This is a genomic window from Priestia aryabhattai (genome assembly GCF_023715685.1).
In the GTDB taxonomy this organism is placed as follows: domain Bacteria; phylum Bacillota; class Bacilli; order Bacillales; family Bacillaceae_H; genus Priestia; species Priestia aryabhattai_B.
In genome coordinates this window covers 476,999-495,682 of sequence record NZ_JAMBOQ010000003.1, presented here as the reverse complement: position 1 = coordinate 495,682, position 18,684 = coordinate 476,999, and the positions used below count along the sequence as shown (strand labels likewise).

The 18,684-nt window shown below is 38.2% G+C and carries 20 protein-coding genes; 5 read left to right on the top strand and 15 right to left on the bottom strand.

Going from position 1 to position 18,684, the window contains the following annotated elements:
* Nucleotides 1–74: 74 nt before the first annotated feature.
* Nucleotides 75–239 (top strand): hypothetical protein, encoded by a 165-nt coding sequence (locus tag M3225_RS15605; RefSeq protein WP_251395189.1) that lies wholly within the window; start codon nucleotides 75–77, stop codon nucleotides 237–239.
* Between the two features lie 9 nt (nucleotides 240–248).
* Here M3225_RS15605 and M3225_RS15600 read toward each other — a convergent pair whose 3' ends face one another.
* The 8 genes from M3225_RS15600 to M3225_RS15565 form a co-directional block, all read right to left on the bottom strand.
* Nucleotides 249–743 carry a methylated-DNA--[protein]-cysteine S-methyltransferase gene (locus tag M3225_RS15600; protein ID WP_251395187.1) on the bottom strand — a complete coding sequence of 165 codons (495 nt, stop codon included), beginning with the start codon at nucleotides 741–743 and terminating at the stop codon, nucleotides 249–251.
* Nucleotides 744–762: 19 nt separating this feature from the next.
* Complete coding sequence (locus M3225_RS15595) at nucleotides 763–2,919, bottom strand: PAS domain S-box protein (protein WP_251395185.1); 2,157 nt, start codon at nucleotides 2,917–2,919, stop codon at nucleotides 763–765.
* 188 nt (nucleotides 2,920–3,107) lie between these two features.
* The gene (locus M3225_RS15590; RefSeq protein ID WP_285885658.1) at nucleotides 3,108–3,821 is read right to left on the bottom strand and encodes a LutC/YkgG family protein; all 714 of its coding nucleotides are present in this window, start codon (nucleotides 3,819–3,821) and stop codon (nucleotides 3,108–3,110) included.
* Nucleotides 3,799–5,238 (bottom strand): LutB/LldF family L-lactate oxidation iron-sulfur protein, encoded by a 1,440-nt coding sequence (locus M3225_RS15585; protein ID WP_251395183.1) that lies wholly within the window; start codon nucleotides 5,236–5,238, stop codon nucleotides 3,799–3,801. Before M3225_RS15585 ends, M3225_RS15590 begins: the two co-directional genes overlap by 23 nt.
* Nucleotides 5,239–5,255: 17 nt before the next feature.
* Nucleotides 5,256–5,975: a (Fe-S)-binding protein gene (locus M3225_RS15580; protein WP_251396101.1), complete on the bottom strand. Its 720-nt coding sequence runs from the start codon at nucleotides 5,973–5,975 to the stop codon at nucleotides 5,256–5,258.
* Nucleotides 5,976–6,158: 183 nt separating this feature from the next.
* Nucleotides 6,159–6,989, bottom strand: a complete 831-nt coding sequence (gene nadE, locus M3225_RS15575; RefSeq protein ID WP_251395180.1) for an ammonia-dependent NAD(+) synthetase — start codon at nucleotides 6,987–6,989, stop codon at nucleotides 6,159–6,161.
* Between the two features lie 34 nt (nucleotides 6,990–7,023).
* Nucleotides 7,024–8,544 carry a nicotinate phosphoribosyltransferase gene (locus tag M3225_RS15570; protein WP_251395178.1) on the bottom strand — a complete coding sequence of 507 codons (1,521 nt, stop codon included), beginning with the start codon at nucleotides 8,542–8,544 and terminating at the stop codon, nucleotides 7,024–7,026.
* Nucleotides 8,545–8,682: 138 nt separating this feature from the next.
* Nucleotides 8,683–9,402, bottom strand: a complete 720-nt coding sequence (locus tag M3225_RS15565) for a FadR/GntR family transcriptional regulator (RefSeq protein WP_308215745.1) — start codon at nucleotides 9,400–9,402, stop codon at nucleotides 8,683–8,685.
* Between the two features lie 193 nt (nucleotides 9,403–9,595).
* Between M3225_RS15565 and M3225_RS15560 the strand changes: the two genes are divergently transcribed.
* Nucleotides 9,596–11,365 carry a B12-binding domain-containing radical SAM protein gene (locus tag M3225_RS15560; RefSeq protein ID WP_251395176.1) on the top strand — a complete coding sequence of 590 codons (1,770 nt, stop codon included), beginning with the start codon at nucleotides 9,596–9,598 and terminating at the stop codon, nucleotides 11,363–11,365.
* Between the two features lie 27 nt (nucleotides 11,366–11,392).
* Here the strand turns inward: M3225_RS15560 and M3225_RS15555 are convergent, their stop codons facing one another.
* The 6 genes from M3225_RS15555 to phaR form a co-directional block, all read right to left on the bottom strand.
* Entirely contained in the window at nucleotides 11,393–11,566 is a 174-nt protein-coding gene (locus tag M3225_RS15555; protein WP_251395174.1) for a hypothetical protein, read from the bottom strand.
* Nucleotides 11,567–11,568: 2 nt separating this feature from the next.
* On the bottom strand, nucleotides 11,569–11,727 hold the full coding sequence (locus M3225_RS15550; protein WP_025749458.1) for a hypothetical protein: 159 nt from the start codon (nucleotides 11,725–11,727) through the stop codon (nucleotides 11,569–11,571).
* Between the two features lie 117 nt (nucleotides 11,728–11,844).
* Nucleotides 11,845–13,224, bottom strand: a complete 1,380-nt coding sequence (locus M3225_RS15545; RefSeq protein WP_308215755.1) for a TrkH family potassium uptake protein — start codon at nucleotides 13,222–13,224, stop codon at nucleotides 11,845–11,847.
* Nucleotides 13,225–13,453: 229 nt separating this feature from the next.
* Nucleotides 13,454–14,542 (bottom strand): class III poly(R)-hydroxyalkanoic acid synthase subunit PhaC, encoded by a 1,089-nt coding sequence (locus M3225_RS15540; RefSeq protein WP_308215744.1) that lies wholly within the window; start codon nucleotides 14,540–14,542, stop codon nucleotides 13,454–13,456.
* Between the two features lie 76 nt (nucleotides 14,543–14,618).
* Nucleotides 14,619–15,362 carry an acetoacetyl-CoA reductase gene (locus tag M3225_RS15535; RefSeq protein WP_013055938.1) on the bottom strand — a complete coding sequence of 248 codons (744 nt, stop codon included), beginning with the start codon at nucleotides 15,360–15,362 and terminating at the stop codon, nucleotides 14,619–14,621.
* An 81-nt stretch (nucleotides 15,363–15,443) separates the two neighbouring features.
* On the bottom strand, nucleotides 15,444–16,058 hold the full coding sequence (gene phaR, locus M3225_RS15530) for a polyhydroxyalkanoic acid synthase subunit PhaR (protein WP_251395170.1): 615 nt from the start codon (nucleotides 16,056–16,058) through the stop codon (nucleotides 15,444–15,446).
* Between the two features lie 392 nt (nucleotides 16,059–16,450).
* Between phaR and phaQ the strand changes: the two genes are divergently transcribed.
* From phaQ to M3225_RS15515, 3 genes are all read left to right on the top strand, one after another.
* Complete coding sequence (gene phaQ, locus M3225_RS15525; protein ID WP_013055935.1) at nucleotides 16,451–16,891, top strand: poly-beta-hydroxybutyrate-responsive repressor; 441 nt, start codon at nucleotides 16,451–16,453, stop codon at nucleotides 16,889–16,891.
* A 168-nt stretch (nucleotides 16,892–17,059) separates the two neighbouring features.
* Nucleotides 17,060–17,572, top strand: coding sequence for a polyhydroxyalkanoic acid inclusion protein PhaP (phaP, locus tag M3225_RS15520; protein ID WP_014461097.1), 513 nt, complete (start codon nucleotides 17,060–17,062; stop codon nucleotides 17,570–17,572).
* A 143-nt stretch (nucleotides 17,573–17,715) separates the two neighbouring features.
* Entirely contained in the window at nucleotides 17,716–17,913 is a 198-nt protein-coding gene (locus M3225_RS15515) for an alpha/beta-type small acid-soluble spore protein (RefSeq protein ID WP_013055933.1), read from the top strand.
* 52 nt (nucleotides 17,914–17,965) lie between these two features.
* Here M3225_RS15515 and sigI read toward each other — a convergent pair whose 3' ends face one another.
* On the bottom strand, nucleotides 17,966–18,676 hold the full coding sequence (gene sigI, locus M3225_RS15510; protein ID WP_251395168.1) for an RNA polymerase sigma factor SigI: 711 nt from the start codon (nucleotides 18,674–18,676) through the stop codon (nucleotides 17,966–17,968).
* Nucleotides 18,677–18,684 lie beyond the last annotated feature (8 nt).

Genomic DNA, 18,684 nt, shown 5'->3' with positions numbered 1-18,684 from the left:
CAATTGTAACAGTACTCTCTTCTTTTTCTACATATATTATAGAGGATTTCTTTTGAATAAGGGGGAGAGTAAATATGAGTTCAGAGCAAAAAACGGATAAAAACAAAGCGCTGAATCGAAAACTGCAATATCAGTTATTCGATTTGTCCAAAGATGAAGAAATAAATTCCCTCCCTTCTCCTCAGCAAATTGACGGCGTTTTTGTACAAGGAGAAGGCTGGAAATTAGACGGTGAATAGTTATTTTAACTATAGAGCGCCTTTTGCTACATTTCTTTCAAGCATTAATAGTTTCTCTTTTATATGAGTTTGTGAACCTGCATAACCTGTTAAAGCTCCATTTTTACCAATCACACGGTGACAAGGCAAAATAATAGGCAATGGATTTCGACGATTCGCTTGTCCCACAGCCCTTACGGCTTTAGAGCGATTAACAGACTCCGCTACATCACTATAAGACCACGTTTGTCCATAAGGTATATGTTTAAGCGTTAACCACACTTCTTTTTGAAAGTCTGTCCCTTTTATATCCAAAGGCAAATCAAATGTTAGCGTGCGCCCTTCAGCATAATCCTGCAGCTGTCGCTTCGCTTCTTTCACATGGTGATAATTCTCATCATGGACAAGTTCTTTAAGCTGCTCATTATGATCATCGCTGGCAAATAAAATATGTTGAACCCCTTTTTCCGAGGCTACAATATAAATTTTTAAATCAGAAAATAAGTTCATTTCTCCATAGTACATACTTGCTTATCCTTTCTATTTAGGCTGGAAGAATAACATGAAAAGCTGTTCCTTCTCCTATTTTGCTTTCCACTTCAATTCGCCCTTTATGTTCTTCGATAATTTTATATGACACCATCAAACCGAGTCCCGTTCCTTTTTCTTTTGTTGTATAAAATGGTTCTCCTAAGCGCTTGATGCGCTCCTCGGGCATTCCATCTCCTTGATCTCGAACGGAGACCGTTACGTAACCCGGCTCTGTGGAGTAGACTTCAATAAAAATTCTTCCCCCGTTTGACGTGACTTCAATTGCATTTTTAATTACATTTATTAATACTTGCTTAATTTGATTTGGCTCGCAGTACACCATTGGCAGCTGAGGAGACACACTTAGTTCAAACTGAATATTTTCTAAAAGCGCTTGAGCATTTAATAAATCAATCGTTTCTTTAACAACCGCATCTAGATTTTTCTTTTCAAACTTTACGGCCTGTGGCTTAGCGAGTACTAGAAACTCTGTAATAATGGTTTCAATTCTTTTTAATTCGGACTTAATAATATCAAAATAAAGAGAGTGATCTTCTTGAATGCTACTTTCTAACAGCTGAACAAACCCTTTTAAAGCGGTCATCGGGTTGCGGATTTCATGCGCAATCCCAGCTGCTAGCTGTCCGACTACTTGAAGCGTATCCGATTTCCGAATCTGCTCCTGCATTTGATTTCGTTCCGTTACGTCTCTTAAAAGCGTCATATATAGACCTGGCAAGATATCTTTTTTCGTAGAGAATTCGATGTTTTTAACTTTTTCATTCCCCGTAACGTACGTAATCTCTCCTTCAGCTTCTCCTTTTTGCTCAATCGTTTCTTTATGCTCAATAACCGCGTCTAAATTCGCTGAAGAAATAAAATCTTCCATGGAGTGCGCACAAATCTCCTCTTTGCTGAGTTCTAGAATATCACAAAGAGAAGAATTCACATCAATAATATTTCGCTTGCCGTCCCATAAAACTAGCCCATCGATCGAACCATTAAAAATCTGTCTGAATTTCTCTTCGTTATTCCGAAGCTCCTGTTCGATTTTTGTACGTTCACTGATGTTTCGAAAAATGGTTAAATGGTCTCCTTCTATAATGCCTTTTTTCCCTGTGAATTCCAACTGTTTGATTTCTCCATTTGGCATGTAAAAAGGAAGCTGATTGCGAATTTCTCCTTTTGTTTGAAACGTTTGGAGCACCTTTAACGCACTAAAACTTTTGGTATCGATAAACGTATACAAATTGCTTCCAATCAATTTGTTTAACGGCAGCTCGAATGTACGCGAAGAAGCGAGATTAGCGTTCAAGATTTTACCATCGTCTCTCCAAATCAAAATCGCTTCAATGGCATTTTCAAAAATAGCCCTGAAGTTTTTTTCGCTTCTCAACAGCTGCTGCTCCATCAGCCGTTTTTCCGTCACGTCTCTCATAATGGACATATAGTATTGACTGTATATATTAGCCGTTGTGGTAAATTCAAAAAAAGTGACGTCTCCATTTTCGAGCCTGATCGGTAGCTCTCCGCTTGTCTTGCCTTCTTGATGCAGAGTTCTCCATAGTTTTTTCACCTTATAATGATAAGTAGGTTCTACAAGCTCTTCTAATGTTTTGGTTAGAAGCTGTGCTCTTGTATAATTTAACCGTTCGCAAAATGAAGGGTTCGCGTCGATAAGCTGACCAGTTCGATCAAAAATGACAATTCCGTCTACCGCTTCATTAAATACATCCATAAACATATGATGACTAATAAACCGTTCATTTTCCATCATCTTGTGCTGCGTAATATCTCGAAATGTACACACAGTAATACCCGACATGTGACTATGTTTGTGTGAAGTAAATTCAACATGTTTCATCATGCCGCTTCGAAGCGTCATCGCGCCTTCATATTTGAAATAGCTTTCTTCTAAAAGTGCTGGATAATACGCTTCAATCATGTCATACGGAAAATACATAAGAAAATCTTTCATTTGATACGTTAATAGCTCATCCTTTGTTTTTTCAAACAGCCTGCAGGCTGATTCATTCGCATTTATAACTTGAAAATACTCATCAAATACGACAATGGCATCTAATACGTCATTAAAAATAGCTCGTAGCTGCTGTAATTCACCTCGCTGCTTTTGCTCAGCTTCAGATGTTAATTCTCTGTGTGGTGACATGCTCATTGCTCCTTTCTTTTGCACTTCCCATTTCCCCACCTTTTATCTATAGACTTAGTATTCTACAAGATTTGCTTTTTACCTTTTTAAAATTAGTCACGTTTATTCAAAATACGACATTTCTTCGTATTCTCCCGCTATCTAGAAAGAAATCATGAATAAAAAAACACTTCACAGCTGTGAAGTGTTTATCGATCATTCACTACAATATAAGTGGCTTGAATAGGTCCATGCACACCAACTACTAAATTCATTTCAATATCAGCTGAATTGCTCGGTCCCGTAATAAAGTTAATGCAAGAAGCAATCGTTTCTCCTCGCTCTACTTTTTCATGGATAATTTCAGCGGCTTGTGTCATGCGAGGGACAATTGAGCTTTGAGGTATGATTGCAATATAAGTGGCGGGCAGCAAACTTACCGCTCGTCCTTTTGCAGCACTGCTAAACAAAACAACTGTTCCAGATTCCGCTAGCGTCAAATCACTGAATGTGATGCCGACGTTTGCTTGTTCAGCTAGTTTAATATTCTCATCGCCTTTTACTGAATTCCATACGTGAAGGTTACAGTTTGTTTCCCATTTCTCCATCAGCGGATTCAATCCATATTCGGAGAACCTAGGATCATTCCACGTGCAGACAAGACCATTTCCATAGTTCGCTACGGCTTCCTCAAGCGCAGCTGGTAAGTGTTGTGATGAGGTTTCTACATAGCGAGTATGAATACGTTCGCAGTGGCTTTCAAGCTCTTTCTTTAATTGATCCGACGAATAATTGCGGTAGACCTCATGTTGAGGAGCATGCTTCCATTCGGGCTTTACTACGCCGCTTGTTCGCCTGCTTCGCTTAAGATTAGCAGCAATATTATCTAAAAAACTGTCTCTATTTTGAATGCTTCCGTTCATTATCATCACTCCTTTTATCAAACCAATCTCGCAAGCGCTCTTTTGTAGGCGCTGGAAACTCTCTGCTTTCTGTCCACGCTTTTAATGGACCAGGCCCTTTGGAAATACTGCTTCCTGACATAAAAGGAGTAAGAGCTGCCGGTGCTACTTTAGCACCCACTGTATATAGTGAAGAAGAAGCTGCTCCCAAGCCAAATGCTTTCATCGCCAGCTTTTCTGAAATAGGTGCTTTTCCTTCTTTTTCGACAATTCGCTGACGGTGCTTGTGTAATAGCTCATGCAGCGGAATTTTGACTGGACAGGCATCTGTACAGGCTGCGCATAACGTTGAGGCATATGGAAGCTCTTTGTAATCTTCATAGCCTCCAAGCAAAGGAGATAATACAGCCCCGATTGGACCTGAATAAATAGATCCATAGGAATGCCCTCCGATATGGCGATATACAGGACATACATTCACACATGCCGCACAGCGAATACACTGTAAAACAGATTGAAACTCAGTGCCTAAAATAGCAGATCGTCCGTTATCCACAATCACTAGGTGAAACTCTTCCGGTCCATCCACTTCTCCTGGAAGTCTAGGTCCTGTAAGTGCCGTTACGTAACTTGTAAGCCGCTGACCTACTGCACTTCTAGTTAATAGGCTTACCAACACTTCAAACTCTTCAAATGTTGGCACAATTCTTTCCATTCCCATAACCGTAATTTGCGTTTTAGGAAGGGCTGTCGTTAGCCTTGCATTTCCTTCATTGGTCACAAGTGAAATAGATCCAGATTCTGCAATAGCAAAATTACATCCTGTGATGCCAATATCTGCTGATAAAAATTCTTTTCGCAGCATTTCCCGAGCATGAAGTGCTAGTTCTTCAGGTTTTTCTGTTTTTTTATAAGAAAGCTTTTCCTGAAATACATCTCTAATTTGTTCTTTATTTTTATGAAGTGCAGGTGCTACGATATGAGAAGGCGGATCGTGATCATCTACTTGCAGAATATATTCTCCTAAATCCGTTTCAATGACTTCACAGCCTAATTCTTCTAAAGCAGCGTTCATATGAATTTCTTCTGTAACCATTGACTTGGATTTAACCACTTTCTTTGCTTGTTTTTGCCTCGCTACATTTTTTATGTACTCATTCGCTTCTTCAGATGTTTGAGCGAAAAAAACGTGGCCTCCGCGTTTAGCTACATTATCAGTGAGCTGCTCTAAATAGTAATCTAAATTTTCAAGCGTATGCTGACGGATTTCTTCGCCAAGAGCTCTCCATTCTTCCCAGTTTCCTAACTCTTCTGCCGCATCTAATCTACGGCTTCTTAAGCGCTCTTGAGCCCCTGAAACCGCAAAGCGCATAAACGCATTATTGACTCCATCATCCACGCGTTTTTTAAACTGATCGTTTCCTATTTTCATAGACATTCGGTATTCTCCTTTCTTTACATTCTGCTATTTAACACTTCAGCGATATGCATAACTTTTACAGGCTGTCCTTTTCGTTCAATTCTTCCTCCAATATTCATAAGACAGCCGCAGTCAGCTCCAATTAAGTACTCTGCGTTTGTCTTAGCTATACAGCCTACTTTTTCATCTACCATTTGTTCAGAGATTTGCCCCATCTTAACCGAAAACGTCCCGCCAAATCCGCAGCAGTTATGACTGTTTTCAAGGTTCTCCATTTCAAGACCCTTTACATTGTTTAATAGTGTAAAAGGTTCTTTTTTTACGTTTAGCAAACGCGTCATATGACAAGAAGAATGATAAGTAGCTTTACCATTTAAACTGGCTCCTACATCTTCAACTTTTAAAACGTTTACAATAAAATCCGTTAGCTCATACGTTTTATTAGCAAGCTTCACGGCAGGCTCATACCATGCAGCATCACCTTTAAAAAGATGGGGATACTCTTTGAACATTGTCACACACGAGCCAGACGGAGATACAACGTACTCTGCATTTTCAAACGCTTTTATCATGTTTTTCATCGCTTCTTTTGATTCTTTTACATAACCGCTGTTATACGCAGGCTGCCCGCAGCATACTTGACTCTTTGGAAAATCCACTTCGCATCCTAATCGTTCTAACAATTCTACCGTAGCTTTTCCTACATTTGTTTGAAACATATCAATCAAACATGTCGCAAATAAAGATACTTTCATCATTTGCTCCCTCCAAGCTGATCATTTTACTTCTTACAGTTAACAGGTCATCAGATGACTTAATGCTATTATACTCCTATGTTTTTCTAATTTCACTAGTTTTTCAAAAATACATTTCTTTATTTTATATTTTTTTCCACAAAATAATAAAGAAGCGAGGAATACCCATCGCTTCTTTATTATTTATTTCCAAAAATCATCAAATACTGTGATTGGCAATTGGCGTTTATGCTGCGTTTTTAAGAAGTGACCTTCAATTACGTTACTTGCATGTTCACCTACATCTTTGCCTTCTAAATAATCGTCGATTTGCTCATACGTTACGCCAAGCGCTTCTTCATCCGGAAGCTGTGGACGATCTTCTTCCAAATCAGCCGTTGGTTTTTTCATATATAGATGCTCTGGACAGCCTAATTCTTTTAGCATTTGTTTTCCTTGTCGCTTGTTCAGACGGAAGATAGGTACTAAGTCAGCTCCTCCGTCACCGAATTTTGTATAAAATCCTGTAACAGCTTCAGCAGAGTGATCCGTTCCGAGTACTACTCCACTGTACATGCCCGCTACCGTATATTGCGCAATCATTCGTTCACGTGCTTTTACGTTTCCTTTGTTGAAGTCGGATACTTTATCGCCTGCCGCTTCTTCAACAGCAGAAAGCATGGCATCTACTGCTGGTTTTACGTTAATAGAAATAGATTTTGTTGGTTGAATAAAAGCAAGTGCATCTTGACAGTCTGCTTCATCTGCTTGCACACCGTATGGAAGACGAACAGCAATAAACTGATAGCGATCTTCTCCGGCTTCTTCATTTAACTCATTAACCGCTAGTTGTGCCAACTTTCCAGTTAAAGTAGAATCTTGACCGCCGGAAATCCCTAGTACAAACGAACGTAAAAAAGGATATTTGTTCATGTAGGATTTCAGAAAATCAACGCTGCGGCGAATTTCTTCTACAGGATTAATTTCTTTTTGCACGTTCATTTCTTCAATAATTTGCTTTTGTAGCTCTTTCATAAAAAACTCTCCTCTCATTACTAGCTGATGGAATCTACACAAGCACTGTATCAGATAGTAACTTGCTTCTAGTCTCTTCGATATTTTGCATTTTGTTATCCCAGCAGTTTGTACTCAAGTCTACTGGATACTCTGTAGGACGAAATACATCTTCGTTCGATTTTGTAATGACCTTGTAGTCATCCCATAGATGCTTTAAATTTTGTAAGCAGTAGGCTCTCATTTCTTCAATTGTAGGCTGTTCGTACACAAGCTTTCCCTGTGTAAAGATTGGCTGGTGAATTTTACGTGCGTTAAAGTTCGTGACAAACTTGCTGACGTGCGTGTGAATAGGATGAAACATTTTTAAGTGCTGCTCTTCATTCGGCACTTCGTCTTGCATCGTAATATAATCGCCTTCCCATTTGTGATTCACTTGATTTACAATTCGGTATACCTCTTTTAGACCAGGAGTTGAAATTTTCTCTGGATTTTCTGACAGCTTAATTGTATCCACCATGTTTCCATAATCATTTTCAATGGAAACCAGCTTGTACACAGCTCCTAGCGCAGGCTGATCAAAAGATGTCATGAGTTTTGTTCCAACTCCCCATCCATCAATTTTGGCACCTTGCGCTTTCAAATCTAGAATGCTGTACTCATCGAGATCATTCGAAGCAAAAATTTTCACATCATGATAGCCAGCTTCATCAAGCATTTTTCTTGCCTCTTGAGAAAGATATGGAAGTCTTCCGCTATCTAACCGAATACCGATAAAATTAATGCGATCTCCCATTTCTTTTGCTACTTTAATAGCATTTGGAATACCTGATTTTAATGTATTATATGTATCTACTAAAAAGATACAGTTACGGTGCGATTCCGCATACTTTTTAAACGCACTATACTCGTCACGATAGACTTGAACAAGGGCGTGAGCGTGAGTGCCGGACACGGGGATTCCAAATACTTTTCCCGCTCTTACATTACTGGTTGCGTCAAAGCCTCCAATATAAGCAGCCCTTGCCCCGTAAAAAGCGGCATCTAGCTCATGTGCTCTTCTTGAACCAAATTCCATAAGCTGATTCGTACCCGTATGCTCATATAAATTATCTTCTCCCGCCGCTAAGCGAATACGCGATGCTTTTGTCGCAATCAGCGGATGGAAATTTAAAATATTTAAAAGCGGCGTTTCAATAAGCTGCGCTTCTGCTAAAGGAGCGTCAATTTGCAGCATTGGTTCATTAGCAAAAATCATTTCGCCTTCTACGACCGAACGAATATTACCGCTAAATCGAACTTGTTTTAAATAGTCGATAAACTCTGCTTCATAATGCAATTCTTCATATAAATAATCTAAATCCGTTTCGCTAAACCTAAAATTAGCAATAAAATCAATTACTCTTTCTAGCCCGGCAAACACCGCATAACCGCTTTCAAACGGCATCCGACGAAAGTAAGCTTCAAATACAGAACGACGTTTATGAATGTGGTCTTTAAAATACGTATGCGCCATATTCAGTTCGTATAAATCTGTATGCAAAGCTAAACTATCATCTCTATATTGCTTTTTCATACTTTGTAACCCTCCATTTGACAATCCTAGTTTCTATTATGTAAATCTTTTCACAATAGAGCAAGCATAAATTATCGGAAGGTGCTTGAATTTTAGTTTTTCTGTTATTTAATGCGCACTTTTCTACCTGAAATGGCGTTATTTTTCTTCCGGTATGTATTTCATTAGTACATGTTCAACATTGTCAAGATGACTCATCATAAAACGCTGAGCGTCTTCTGCATGCTGAGAGAGAATAGCCTCATAAATTTGCTGATGCTCTTTATAAATCCGTTCAGCCGTTTTCTCTTCTGCGTAAAGCCAGATGCGTCTTGTCTCTTTCATCGTTTCAATCATCATTTCTGATACGTTATTCATAAGCTTCACCAAAAGAGGGTTTTGCGAGGCTTTGGCAATGGCTAAATGAAAAGCAAAATCTGCTTTCTCTCCCAGTTCTTCATTGCCAAACGCTCCTTTCATTTGTTCCAGACTATTAGACAGCTGTTCGAGGTCCGTATCTGTTCTCTTTTGAGCTGCCGCTCGAACAGCTCCAATTTCTAATACTTTTCTCACTTCAAGCAAATGTTCAATATCGTTTTTATTCATTAATACAGCGCTAGTTACAGGCAAAGACAGCATATCTGAGTCAAATTCGCGTACAAACGTTCCTTCTCCTTGCTTCATCTCCAGCAGCCCCATCGCCCGCAAAGCACTAAGAGCTTCACGAATAGCTGAGCGTCCTACCTGAAAGTTTTCCGCTAGCTGCTGCACTGAATCCAAACGGTCTCCAGGTTTCAAGCTGCCTTCTTTTATATTCTCAAGAAGCGTTTCGGCTACTTCTTCGTATATTTTTTTTGGCTTAATTCGCTTATATTCCACGTTTTCCACCTCATTTTTTTCGTTCACCAAGGTTCACATTAACCGAGACTTTTTCTTCTTTTACGTTTCTGTTACATTTTACCGAAATCTTTTCCCCTCCACAACAAAAGTGCAAAGGTATTTATACTTTATTTCTCAAATGTGCTAAAATAGTAAATTGATTTCATATTACGAGTTAAAAGGAGCTTTTTGCATGAACATTGTTGTCAGTACATTGAATGCGAAGTATATTCATACTTCTTTAGCCCTTCGATGTTTAAAAGCCTATGCCGAGCCTGACTATAAAGTAGATATGGCCGAATATACGATTAAAGATCCTGCTATGAACATTGTCACGGATTTATATAAACGCAACCCAGATATTATTGGTTTCAGCTGTTACATTTGGAATATTGAAGAAACGATTAAAGTCGCACAAATGCTGAAAAAGATCAATCCCGAGCTCATCATTATATTCGGTGGACCAGAAGTAACCTATGATGTGACTCACTGGCTAGAGCGTATTCCTGAAGCTGACTTTATCGCTATTGGTGAAGGAGAAGAAACATTCAAGCAGCTGTTAGACGAACTTCACGGAGCGCGTCAGTTTGAAAACGTAAGCGGCGTGGCTTTCCGAAAGGAAGGAAAACCAGTTGTTAATCCACAGCGCAATAAAATTGATCTGCGCGAAATGCCTTCCCCTTTCCGTTTTGAAGAAGACCGCCAAGAACTTTCAAAACGCGTTGTGTATATTGAAACAAGCCGCGGCTGTCCGTTTAGCTGTCAGTTCTGTCTCTCTTCTATTGAAGTAGGCGTTCGTTATTTCGACCGAGAAAAAGTAAAAGAAGATATTCGCTATTTGATGGATAACGGAGCGCGCACAATTAAGTTCGTAGACCGCACGTTCAACATCAGCCGCAGCTACGCCATGGAAATGTTCCAATTTTTAATTGATGAACATCGTGAAGGTACCGTATTTCAATTTGAAATTACTGCCGATATTATGCGTCCAGAAGTCATTCAGTTCTTAAATGATAATGCACCAAAAGGGTTATTCCGCTTTGAAATTGGCGTTCAGTCCACAAATGATGCCGTCAACGAACTAGTCAAACGCAAGCAAAACTTTAAAAAGTTAACGCGTACCGTAACAATGGTAAAAGAAGGCGGAAAGATCGACCAGCATTTAGATTTAATCGCGGGACTGCCAGACGAAGATTATAACTCATTTAAAAATACGTTTAATGATGTATTTGCACTTCGCCCTGAAGAGCTTCAGTTAGGTTTTTTAAAAATGCTTCGCGGCACCGGCTTACGCTTAAGTGCGCCTCACTATAATTATCAATACATGGATCAGTCGCCTTATGAAATTTTAAGCAATAACGTCTTGCCATTTTCAGATGTCGTACGTATCAAACATGTAGAAGATATTTTAGAAAAGTTTTGGAATGACCATCGAATGGATGAAACAATAGAGTTTTTAGTAGAGCACTGCTATGATACACCTTTTGATTTCTTCCAAAACTTTGGAACGTATTGGGATGAAATGGGCTGGGTTCGAATCGGTCACCAGCTTGAAGATTTATTCAGACGCCTTAAACAGTATATTCAAACAGAGAGTTTTTCAAATGAAGAAATGATTGAAGGGTTTATGAAAATTGATTATTTACAAAACCAAAAGCATAAGCCTCGTAAACCTTGGTGGGACGATAAAGTAGAAAAACAAGTCCGCTCTCACTACTATCAGCAAATGCTTGCTAATCCTTCTATTATGGGACAGGCTTTTGAAGCTGAACAGCTTGCTGAAAAAGAATTATACAAGCACACTGTTTTAGAGATTCTTCCATTTGATTATATGTATTATAAACAAACGGGACAAATGAATGAAAAACCATCTGTTCTCCTTGCTTATTATGATCAAAAAGCAAATAATACAAAGCTTTATTCAGCACCTGTAGAAGCATTTGGCCTTCCAGTTGTAAGCTAAAACCTCGGATATCCGAGGTTTTTTTCTTTAACATTCTTTTTTCTTGTTATGCTCTTTATCAGACTTTGTCTTTCCTAGGGATTCATATATTTTAGCTGCGTTCGGATCGCCCATTTCCGCTCCGAACTCTTCTTGCAATAACTGTTTTTGTTTTGCTTCGGTGCTTGCGATGTGCTTATTTTGTTGTTTATGTTTGCTCATCGTTACTTACCTTGCTTCCCTTTTTTAGAATTGCGATTCGCGCCTTTAGCCGGCTCCTCACCGCCAGCATATTCAGCAGCAAATTCTGCATCCGAAAGGCTCTCTTTTGGTGTGTTATTGTTAGTCAGTGCTGATTTATACCCTACTTTACGCTTTGCCATCATGTATCCCTCCTATGCTTGGAAGCTCATTGAACTTCCTTTTCTTAGAATGCGCCTTCTGAGAAGCAATATAAGCAGAAAAAGCTGTAAAAAAAAGACTCCCTTGAAGGAAGTCTTTTACCCAATAATAATACGTTCTTTCGGATAGTGATAATCGGGTCCAGATGTTGGACGGCGAAGCATTAAGATAAATGAAAACATGCCAATTCGGCCAATGAACATTAAAATCATAATAACGCATTTACCGATATCAGAAAGCCCTCCTGTAATTCCCATTGATAAACCTGTTGTCCCAAAAGCTGAACACACTTCAAAAATAAGCTCAATGAGAGAAAAATGTTCTGTAATACTTAAAATAAGAAGAGAAATCGAGCAAATGATTACAGCTAACATCGATACAGCTACTGATTTAATAATGTCATCTTCATGAATTTCGCGGCGAAAGATTTTAATCGTCTTATTTCCTCTTACGTAATAAAACAGGAAAAGAATATTTAATGCAAACGTCGTCGTACGAATTCCTCCCCCTACTGAGCTCGGTGAAGCACCGATAAACATCATCGCGCTCATCATAATTAACGTAGGAAGTGAAAACTCATTAATATTCATGGTCGCCACTCCTCCGCTCCTTGTGGCAGCGGATTGGAAAAACGCATAAAAGAACGATTCATGCCAAGACTTATCTGCTAAAAATCCTGAATGCTCCAGCACAAGAATCAAGAGTGTTCCCCCTGCTAACAACAGAAAAAACATAATTGTCGTTAGTTTCGTAAATAGCGAAAATTGAAATTTACGCTTATCTTTAAATGTTAAAAAATAGTGCTTAATTTCAATTAATACAGGGAATCCAATCGCTCCAAGCGTAATTAAAATAACGGTTACCACTTGTACAAAATAATCATGGGCATACGGGATAAATGAAGATCCTGTAATATCGAAGCCAGCGTTTGTTGTAGCGCTGACAGAAGCAAAAAAACCATGCAGAAACGCATCTGTCCAGCTCGAATAATAACGGAGAAAATGTAATCCTAAAATAATGGCACCAACTAGTTCAATGGCAAAAATAATAAATAAAATATTTCTCATCAAGTCAACTAATCCTGATAAACGGGATTGGTTATGGTCTGTCATAATGAGCTGACGTTCCTTTAAACCGATTTTTTTACCCAAAATCATCCAAATGAATGTACTGAGTGTCATCACACCAATACCACCGATTTGAAAGATAAAAGCGAGCAAAAAATATCCCGTCGTACTAAATGTATCCGGAGTAGAGACAGGTGTCAGCCCTGTTACACTTACCGCACTAACGGCAATAAATAAGCGATCAATAAATGCTAACTTCACTCCCGGCTTTAAAGCTTCTGGAATACTAAGTAATAGAAATCCAAGCGTAACAGCCACTATGTAAAATGTAACAATAATTTGAGCTGAAGACATCTGCCTTACTCGTCGTTTCCATGGTTGCGGCATAATCTGACATTCCTTTTTCGTTATAATACTAATAGTTTTCTTCTTTCTTCCCAAAGCATACTCATTGTTACACGGATAGCAATATCCATGTAAAAAATCCCATGTTCAAGAAGGTGACTACACTAGTATAAAAGAAGTCACCTCACTTGTCATTAGATATCATAAATCCCAGCAGCCCGCATAAAGAACCCTCACTCAATATTGCCTGTTTACACAAAAAGACTTCTCCTCAATAAGAGAAGAAGTCTTTATTTTATTTAGAACGTTTTTCTAGCCAATCGCCGATTGAAGGATATGTTTCCTTCACTGCTTTTGGACCAAATACAACAGATACGTGACCTGTTTGCAACAATTTATACTCTTTATCTTCACTTGAAACAGCGTCCATTAAAGCTGCCACTTGATGCGGCATCGCAATATGATCACGGCTAGCAGCAATGTTTAAAATATTAGCTTTAATATTTTTTAAATCTACTTTGCGTCCGCGAACTTCAAGTTCACCATTGATTAATTTGTTTTGTTGATAGAAGTCACGAATCCACTGACGATAAGCTTCACCAGCAAATGGGATTCCGTCAGCAACCCACTTTTGCATTAGCTTCCAGCTTTCAACAAAACGCTGATTTTCCGAACGGTCCACCAACGTTACATACGGACCGTAAAAATTCGTGATTGGCTTTAACATCTTGTTTCCAAAGTCAATCATCTCTGGAGGGATGTTTCCGAATGTATCTACTGCTTTATCTAAATTAAAGTAGCGATCGTCTAGAAATGCTCCGTATAAACCTGTATCCGAAAAATCAAATGGACTTGTCATAAAAATTAAGTTTTTAATCGGCAAGTCTTCATTTAATGCAGCAAAAATAGATGTCATGGTTCCGCCCATGCAGTAACCAAGAACAGACAAATCAGGAGATTTAGAAGTGCGTAGCACCTTTTTTGCCGCTTTTGGAATATAATCCACAATATAATCATCTAGCTTCATATTGCTATCTTCAAGCCCAGGAGTTCCCCAGTCAAGCAAATACACATCAAAACCGCGGTTTAATAAGTATTCAACAAGGCTGTTTCCAGGTGTTAAATCTAAAATATACGGTTTATTGATCAGTGCATATACGAGTAAGATTGGTGTTTTATGCAGGTTATCTTTTACTGGCGTATAGCGATATAATTTCGCTTTATTCTTTTTCCAAATAACCTCTTTTGGTGTTAATCCAACTTCCGGATCCGCTTCTGTTGTCATAATTTCATATGCACGCTTAAAACGTCTTGCAGAACTTTTATATTCACTTGGCATTGATTTGATTAATTTTTCCCACTCTTGCACGTAAGGAATTGCCACGAATATACACACCCTTTCATTCCATTAGTAGTTAGTTAACAAGCACAGCCCCGACAAAAGTCAGGGCCAGCATCTATTACATGTATAAGCCGCCGTTAATGTTTAACTGTTGTCCCGTAATGTACGCGCCGTCTTTTGCTAAGTAAACAACTCCACGTGCAATTTCTTCAGCGTGGCCTAAGCGACGAGTTGGAATTTTCGCAACAATTTTTGCACGAACATCTTCAGGAATTGCCATCACCATTTCCGTTTCAATAAATCCTGGGCAAATTGCATTAACCGTTACGCCTGTCTTAGCTAGTTCAAGAGCTAATGATTTTGTGAATCCTAGCATACCTGCTTTAGCAGCTGAGTAGTTTGTTTGACCAAATCCGCCCGCCTGACCAATAATTGATGAAATATTGATAACACGACCACCTTCAGATTCTAAAAGATGCGTTAGCGCAGCTGATGTTGTGTTGTATACGCTATGTAAGTTTACATCAATTACTTTTTTCCAATCTTCTTCACCTAACTTCTTGAATGAACGGTCGCGTGTAATTCCAGCATTGTTTACTAGAATGTCTAATTGACCAAACGCAGCTTTTGTTTCTTCGATTAGGTGTTTTGCTTGATCTACATAAGACACGTCAGCTTGAACCGCAATAGCTTCTCCGCCGTTGTCTTTAATTTCTTTTACGATTGCTTCTGCAGATTCCTTACTGCTGTTATAGTTTACTGCTACTTTTACTCCATTAGAAGCAAGCTCACGTGTAATTGCTGCCCCGATACCTTTAGATCCGCCTGTTACGATTGCTACTTTACCTTGTAATGTTGTCATGAAAAATTTCCCCCTTGCTTCTTCAGCGATGATTTTTACTGTAAATACAGCAGTTAATGTTGTTATAAAATCCCCTATACCTTACTTGCGAGCCGGCTGCTCTGTTTTTTGAGCATTTGATGATTTTGCTCCAGTTTGCGCTTCTGCCTTTGGCTTTTCAGCTGCATTTTCTTTTGCTAATTTCTCTTGTTTTTCTAATAGCTGAGCTTGAAGCTGCTCACCTTGAGTTTTAATTTGCTTTTGAATAGTGTCTTTTAACTCGTCTTGTGTTTTTTGTTGCCCTTCAAGAAGAGACAAAACTTTGTCGAGTTTTTTGTCTAACGATTTGACATCAGATTTCAGCTTAGTTACTTCTTTTTTCAAAACAGATGCATTTTCTTGCTTTGCTTCTAATTCATCAAAGCGGTCATCAAATTGCTCTTCTAACAATTCTACTTTTTCTTCCACATTGATGACTAATGACGCAACGTTTGCTACATCTTCTTTTGTTGGTACATTTACTTGGTGCAGATAGCGCCCCGTTACTTCATTTACTGCTTGTTGATATTGAAGGTTCATATTTAGCACATTTCCCATGAGCTGGGAAAATTCTTCACGATTCATATTGTCCCCAATAACTTTACCCCAGTAAGATTCGGTTTTGTCATATACGTCTTTCCATGCTTGAAACGGATCAAATACTTTTTGCTGTTCCAAAACTCCATCTCCTTTCTTGTGTACGTTAAAAGTGATGGCTTTCAATATGGACACTTAATGTGACAAGCGACATATTAGAAGCTCTAAGTAAACGCAACCAATTTTGCGTTTATTTATTGGATAATGTAAATCTTTTCACAATTCACTTACCAACAAATTATAAATGTTATAAAAATTACCTACATGTACTATTATAAATTCGTTTTCCAAAATAAACAATTCTAAATCTTTGTTTATTTTTGAATTTTTTTGACGCTTTTTGTCGAAATCTAAAAAATCGTTCTTTTTTCCTGTATTTGAAAGACATGTTTTAAAGTGTTGACAATTTTTTCATCTAGGTGTAAATTACACATATAGAAAATAAATTCTCTTTTTTCGAAGGGGTGATTACCTTGGGATCAAGTGAAAAAGATAACACCTCTAATTCAAACAACTTAGAAAAATCGATTAGCGGTGCACCAAAAAACTTGATGGTTCCTTTTCTTCTTTTAAGTTTAAGAGGGTGGAATCTACATGGTTACAAGCTCATTCAGCAACTAATGAGCTTTGGATTCACATCAGTTGATCAAGGAAATGTCTACCGCACACTGAGACAGCTTGAAAAAGACAACTTGATTACATCGCAATGGGATACATCAGCTGAAGGACCTGCACGCCGGATTTATTCATTAACAGATGCCGGTGAACAATATTTAAGCATGTGGGCTAATTCACTTGAACAGTATCAAAACATGTTAGATTCATTTTTTCACATGTATACCGACATGTTGTTCCCTTTTAGCTCTTCTTCTTCTAAAAAGTCAAAAGAATCAAAAGAGGAAGAAAACGATTAAAGGGATTCACGCAGTACATCTGCGTTTCCTAATATAATGTTAAATTTCACGGTCAATCAGCGAGCGCGGAATGTTAGGTCTATTACACAACTACGAATTTCTTCTTTAACGTTTTGTTCATTACGATAACTGTTCGCCAGACCAAATTATTCAAGGAGGAATTTGATTATGTCAACAGTAAAGTATGATACAGTAATTGATGCAATGTGGGAACAATGGACAAAGGGGTTACAAAACATTGCAGACGGAAACAAACAAATTGAGCAATGGACGTTAAAAGCACTTGAGCAACAGCAAGAATTTGTAACAAAAGCAGTTGAACAACTTCAAGCAACAGACAAACAATGGAAAGCTGAATTAGAAGATCTTCAACAAAAAACAGTTGAAAACTTACGCAAAACAGCTGGTAACGCTGTTGCCGATTCTTATGAAGAATGGACAAACCGCACGCATGAAGCATTAAACAAATTACAAGAGCTTTCTCTTAACCAAAGCAAATCAAGCTACTCTCTAGTAAAGCAAGCTCAAGAACAATATCATCAAGTAGTAACACAATTAGTAGAAGAGCAAAAGAAAACGCGTCAAGAATTCCAACACGTATCTGATGCATACGTAGAACAAGTGAAATCTCTTCAAAAGTCATTTGCTCAGTCTCTTGAGCAATATGCAGTTGTAAAATAATATATAAAAAAGCCCAGCTTCTTTGAAAGCTGGGCTTTTTTATACTTTCTTGCAAACCATTACCAGTATGCAAAATGGTAAACAACAAATAATACAGGTACAGCAGTGAACTGCTGTACAACTAAAAAAGGAGATGACTAATCATGGCTAGAACAAATAAACTATTAACACCAGGAGTAGAACAATTTTTAGATCAATATAAATATGAAATCGCTCAAGAATTTGGGGTAACTCTAGGTTCTGACACTGCTGCACGCAGCAACGGTTCAGTAGGCGGAGAAATCACAAAACGCTTAGTGCAACAAGCTCAAGCTCACTTAAGCGGCAGCACACAAAAATAAAACACAATTTCATAACATGGCTAAAAAAAGGCACCTGCGTGTGCCTTTTTTCTTACATAATATAGTCTTTTAAATACACGTAATCCCCCGCTAATATAATAACCATCGCGATGATGTATTTACGGTTTCTTTCAATTGTTTTTCGGCTTACTTTGACATGTTTTTCAATCAAGCGAATAGGAAGCTGCCGCTTTAAAAACAGCTTATCTTTTAATTCTTTTTCATTGACGATAAAAGATGCAACTTCCACTGCATTTCCCCTTGCATCTTTATGTTTAGGAGACGTGTTAATAATGTCTTCAAGAGTTAATTTAAACAATTTTAGCGTCTGACAAAAATAAGTCATTTCCTCTTGAATATGTGAAGTTTCACTTTGCCTTTTATAGTTAGAGAGCGATATATCCCTTTCTACCTTACCTTGAATAAAACCTTCATTTTCAATTCGGTTATAGAGCAGCGTTTGATTTCGCTTTTCTTTTCGAATATAGTCGATTACTCTTCTTTTGATAATAAGTTCCGCAAATGCAAGAAGGGATCGTCCTTTTTGGATTGTGTAATTTTCAATAGCTTCATTAAACGCAATCAGACCAATGCTAAATTCATCGTCAGCTTCACTTATATAACGTTTACATACAGCCGAAACAACTTTAGCAATAAACGGTTTATATTGTTGAATCATTTCATTATGTAATTGTTTATCCCCTTGCTGAATCGTCAGTACAAGCGTCTCAAGCGATGGAGGCATTTGAACTTTTGTGAGCATTGGCTTCA

Excerpts from the sequence above, each read along its gene's own strand:
- M3225_RS15535 (WP_013055938.1), bottom strand. The coding sequence starts at position 15,362 with ATGACAACATTACAAGGTAAAGTAGCAATCGTAACAGGCGGATCTAAA.
- M3225_RS15585 (WP_251395183.1), bottom strand. The coding sequence starts at position 5,238 with ATGTCTATGAAAATAGGAAACGATCAGTTTAAAAAACGCGTGGATGAT.
- M3225_RS15580 (WP_251396101.1), bottom strand. The coding sequence starts at position 5,975 with ATGAAAGTATCTTTATTTGCGACATGTTTGATTGATATGTTTCAAACA.
- M3225_RS15515 (WP_013055933.1), top strand. The coding sequence starts at position 17,716 with ATGGCTAGAACAAATAAACTATTAACACCAGGAGTAGAACAATTTTTA.
- M3225_RS15555 (WP_251395174.1), bottom strand. The coding sequence starts at position 11,566 with ATGAGCAAACATAAACAACAAAATAAGCACATCGCAAGCACCGAAGCA.
- M3225_RS15560 (WP_251395176.1), top strand. The coding sequence starts at position 9,596 with ATGAACATTGTTGTCAGTACATTGAATGCGAAGTATATTCATACTTCT.
- M3225_RS15595 (WP_251395185.1), bottom strand. The coding sequence starts at position 2,919 with ATGTCACCACACAGAGAATTAACATCTGAAGCTGAGCAAAAGCAGCGA.
- nadE (WP_251395180.1), bottom strand. The coding sequence starts at position 6,989 with ATGAAAGAGCTACAAAAGCAAATTATTGAAGAAATGAACGTGCAAAAA.
- M3225_RS15550 (WP_025749458.1), bottom strand. The coding sequence starts at position 11,727 with ATGGCAAAGCGTAAAGTAGGGTATAAATCAGCACTGACTAACAATAAC.
- sigI (WP_251395168.1), bottom strand. The coding sequence starts at position 18,676 with ATGCTCACAAAAGTTCAAATGCCTCCATCGCTTGAGACGCTTGTACTG.
- M3225_RS15590 (WP_285885658.1), bottom strand. The coding sequence starts at position 3,821 with ATGAACGGAAGCATTCAAAATAGAGACAGTTTTTTAGATAATATTGCT.
- M3225_RS15600 (WP_251395187.1), bottom strand. The coding sequence starts at position 743 with ATGTACTATGGAGAAATGAACTTATTTTCTGATTTAAAAATTTATATT.
- phaP (WP_014461097.1), top strand. The coding sequence starts at position 17,060 with ATGTCAACAGTAAAGTATGATACAGTAATTGATGCAATGTGGGAACAA.
- M3225_RS15570 (WP_251395178.1), bottom strand. The coding sequence starts at position 8,544 with ATGAAAAAGCAATATAGAGATGATAGTTTAGCTTTGCATACAGATTTA.
- M3225_RS15605 (WP_251395189.1), top strand. The coding sequence starts at position 75 with ATGAGTTCAGAGCAAAAAACGGATAAAAACAAAGCGCTGAATCGAAAA.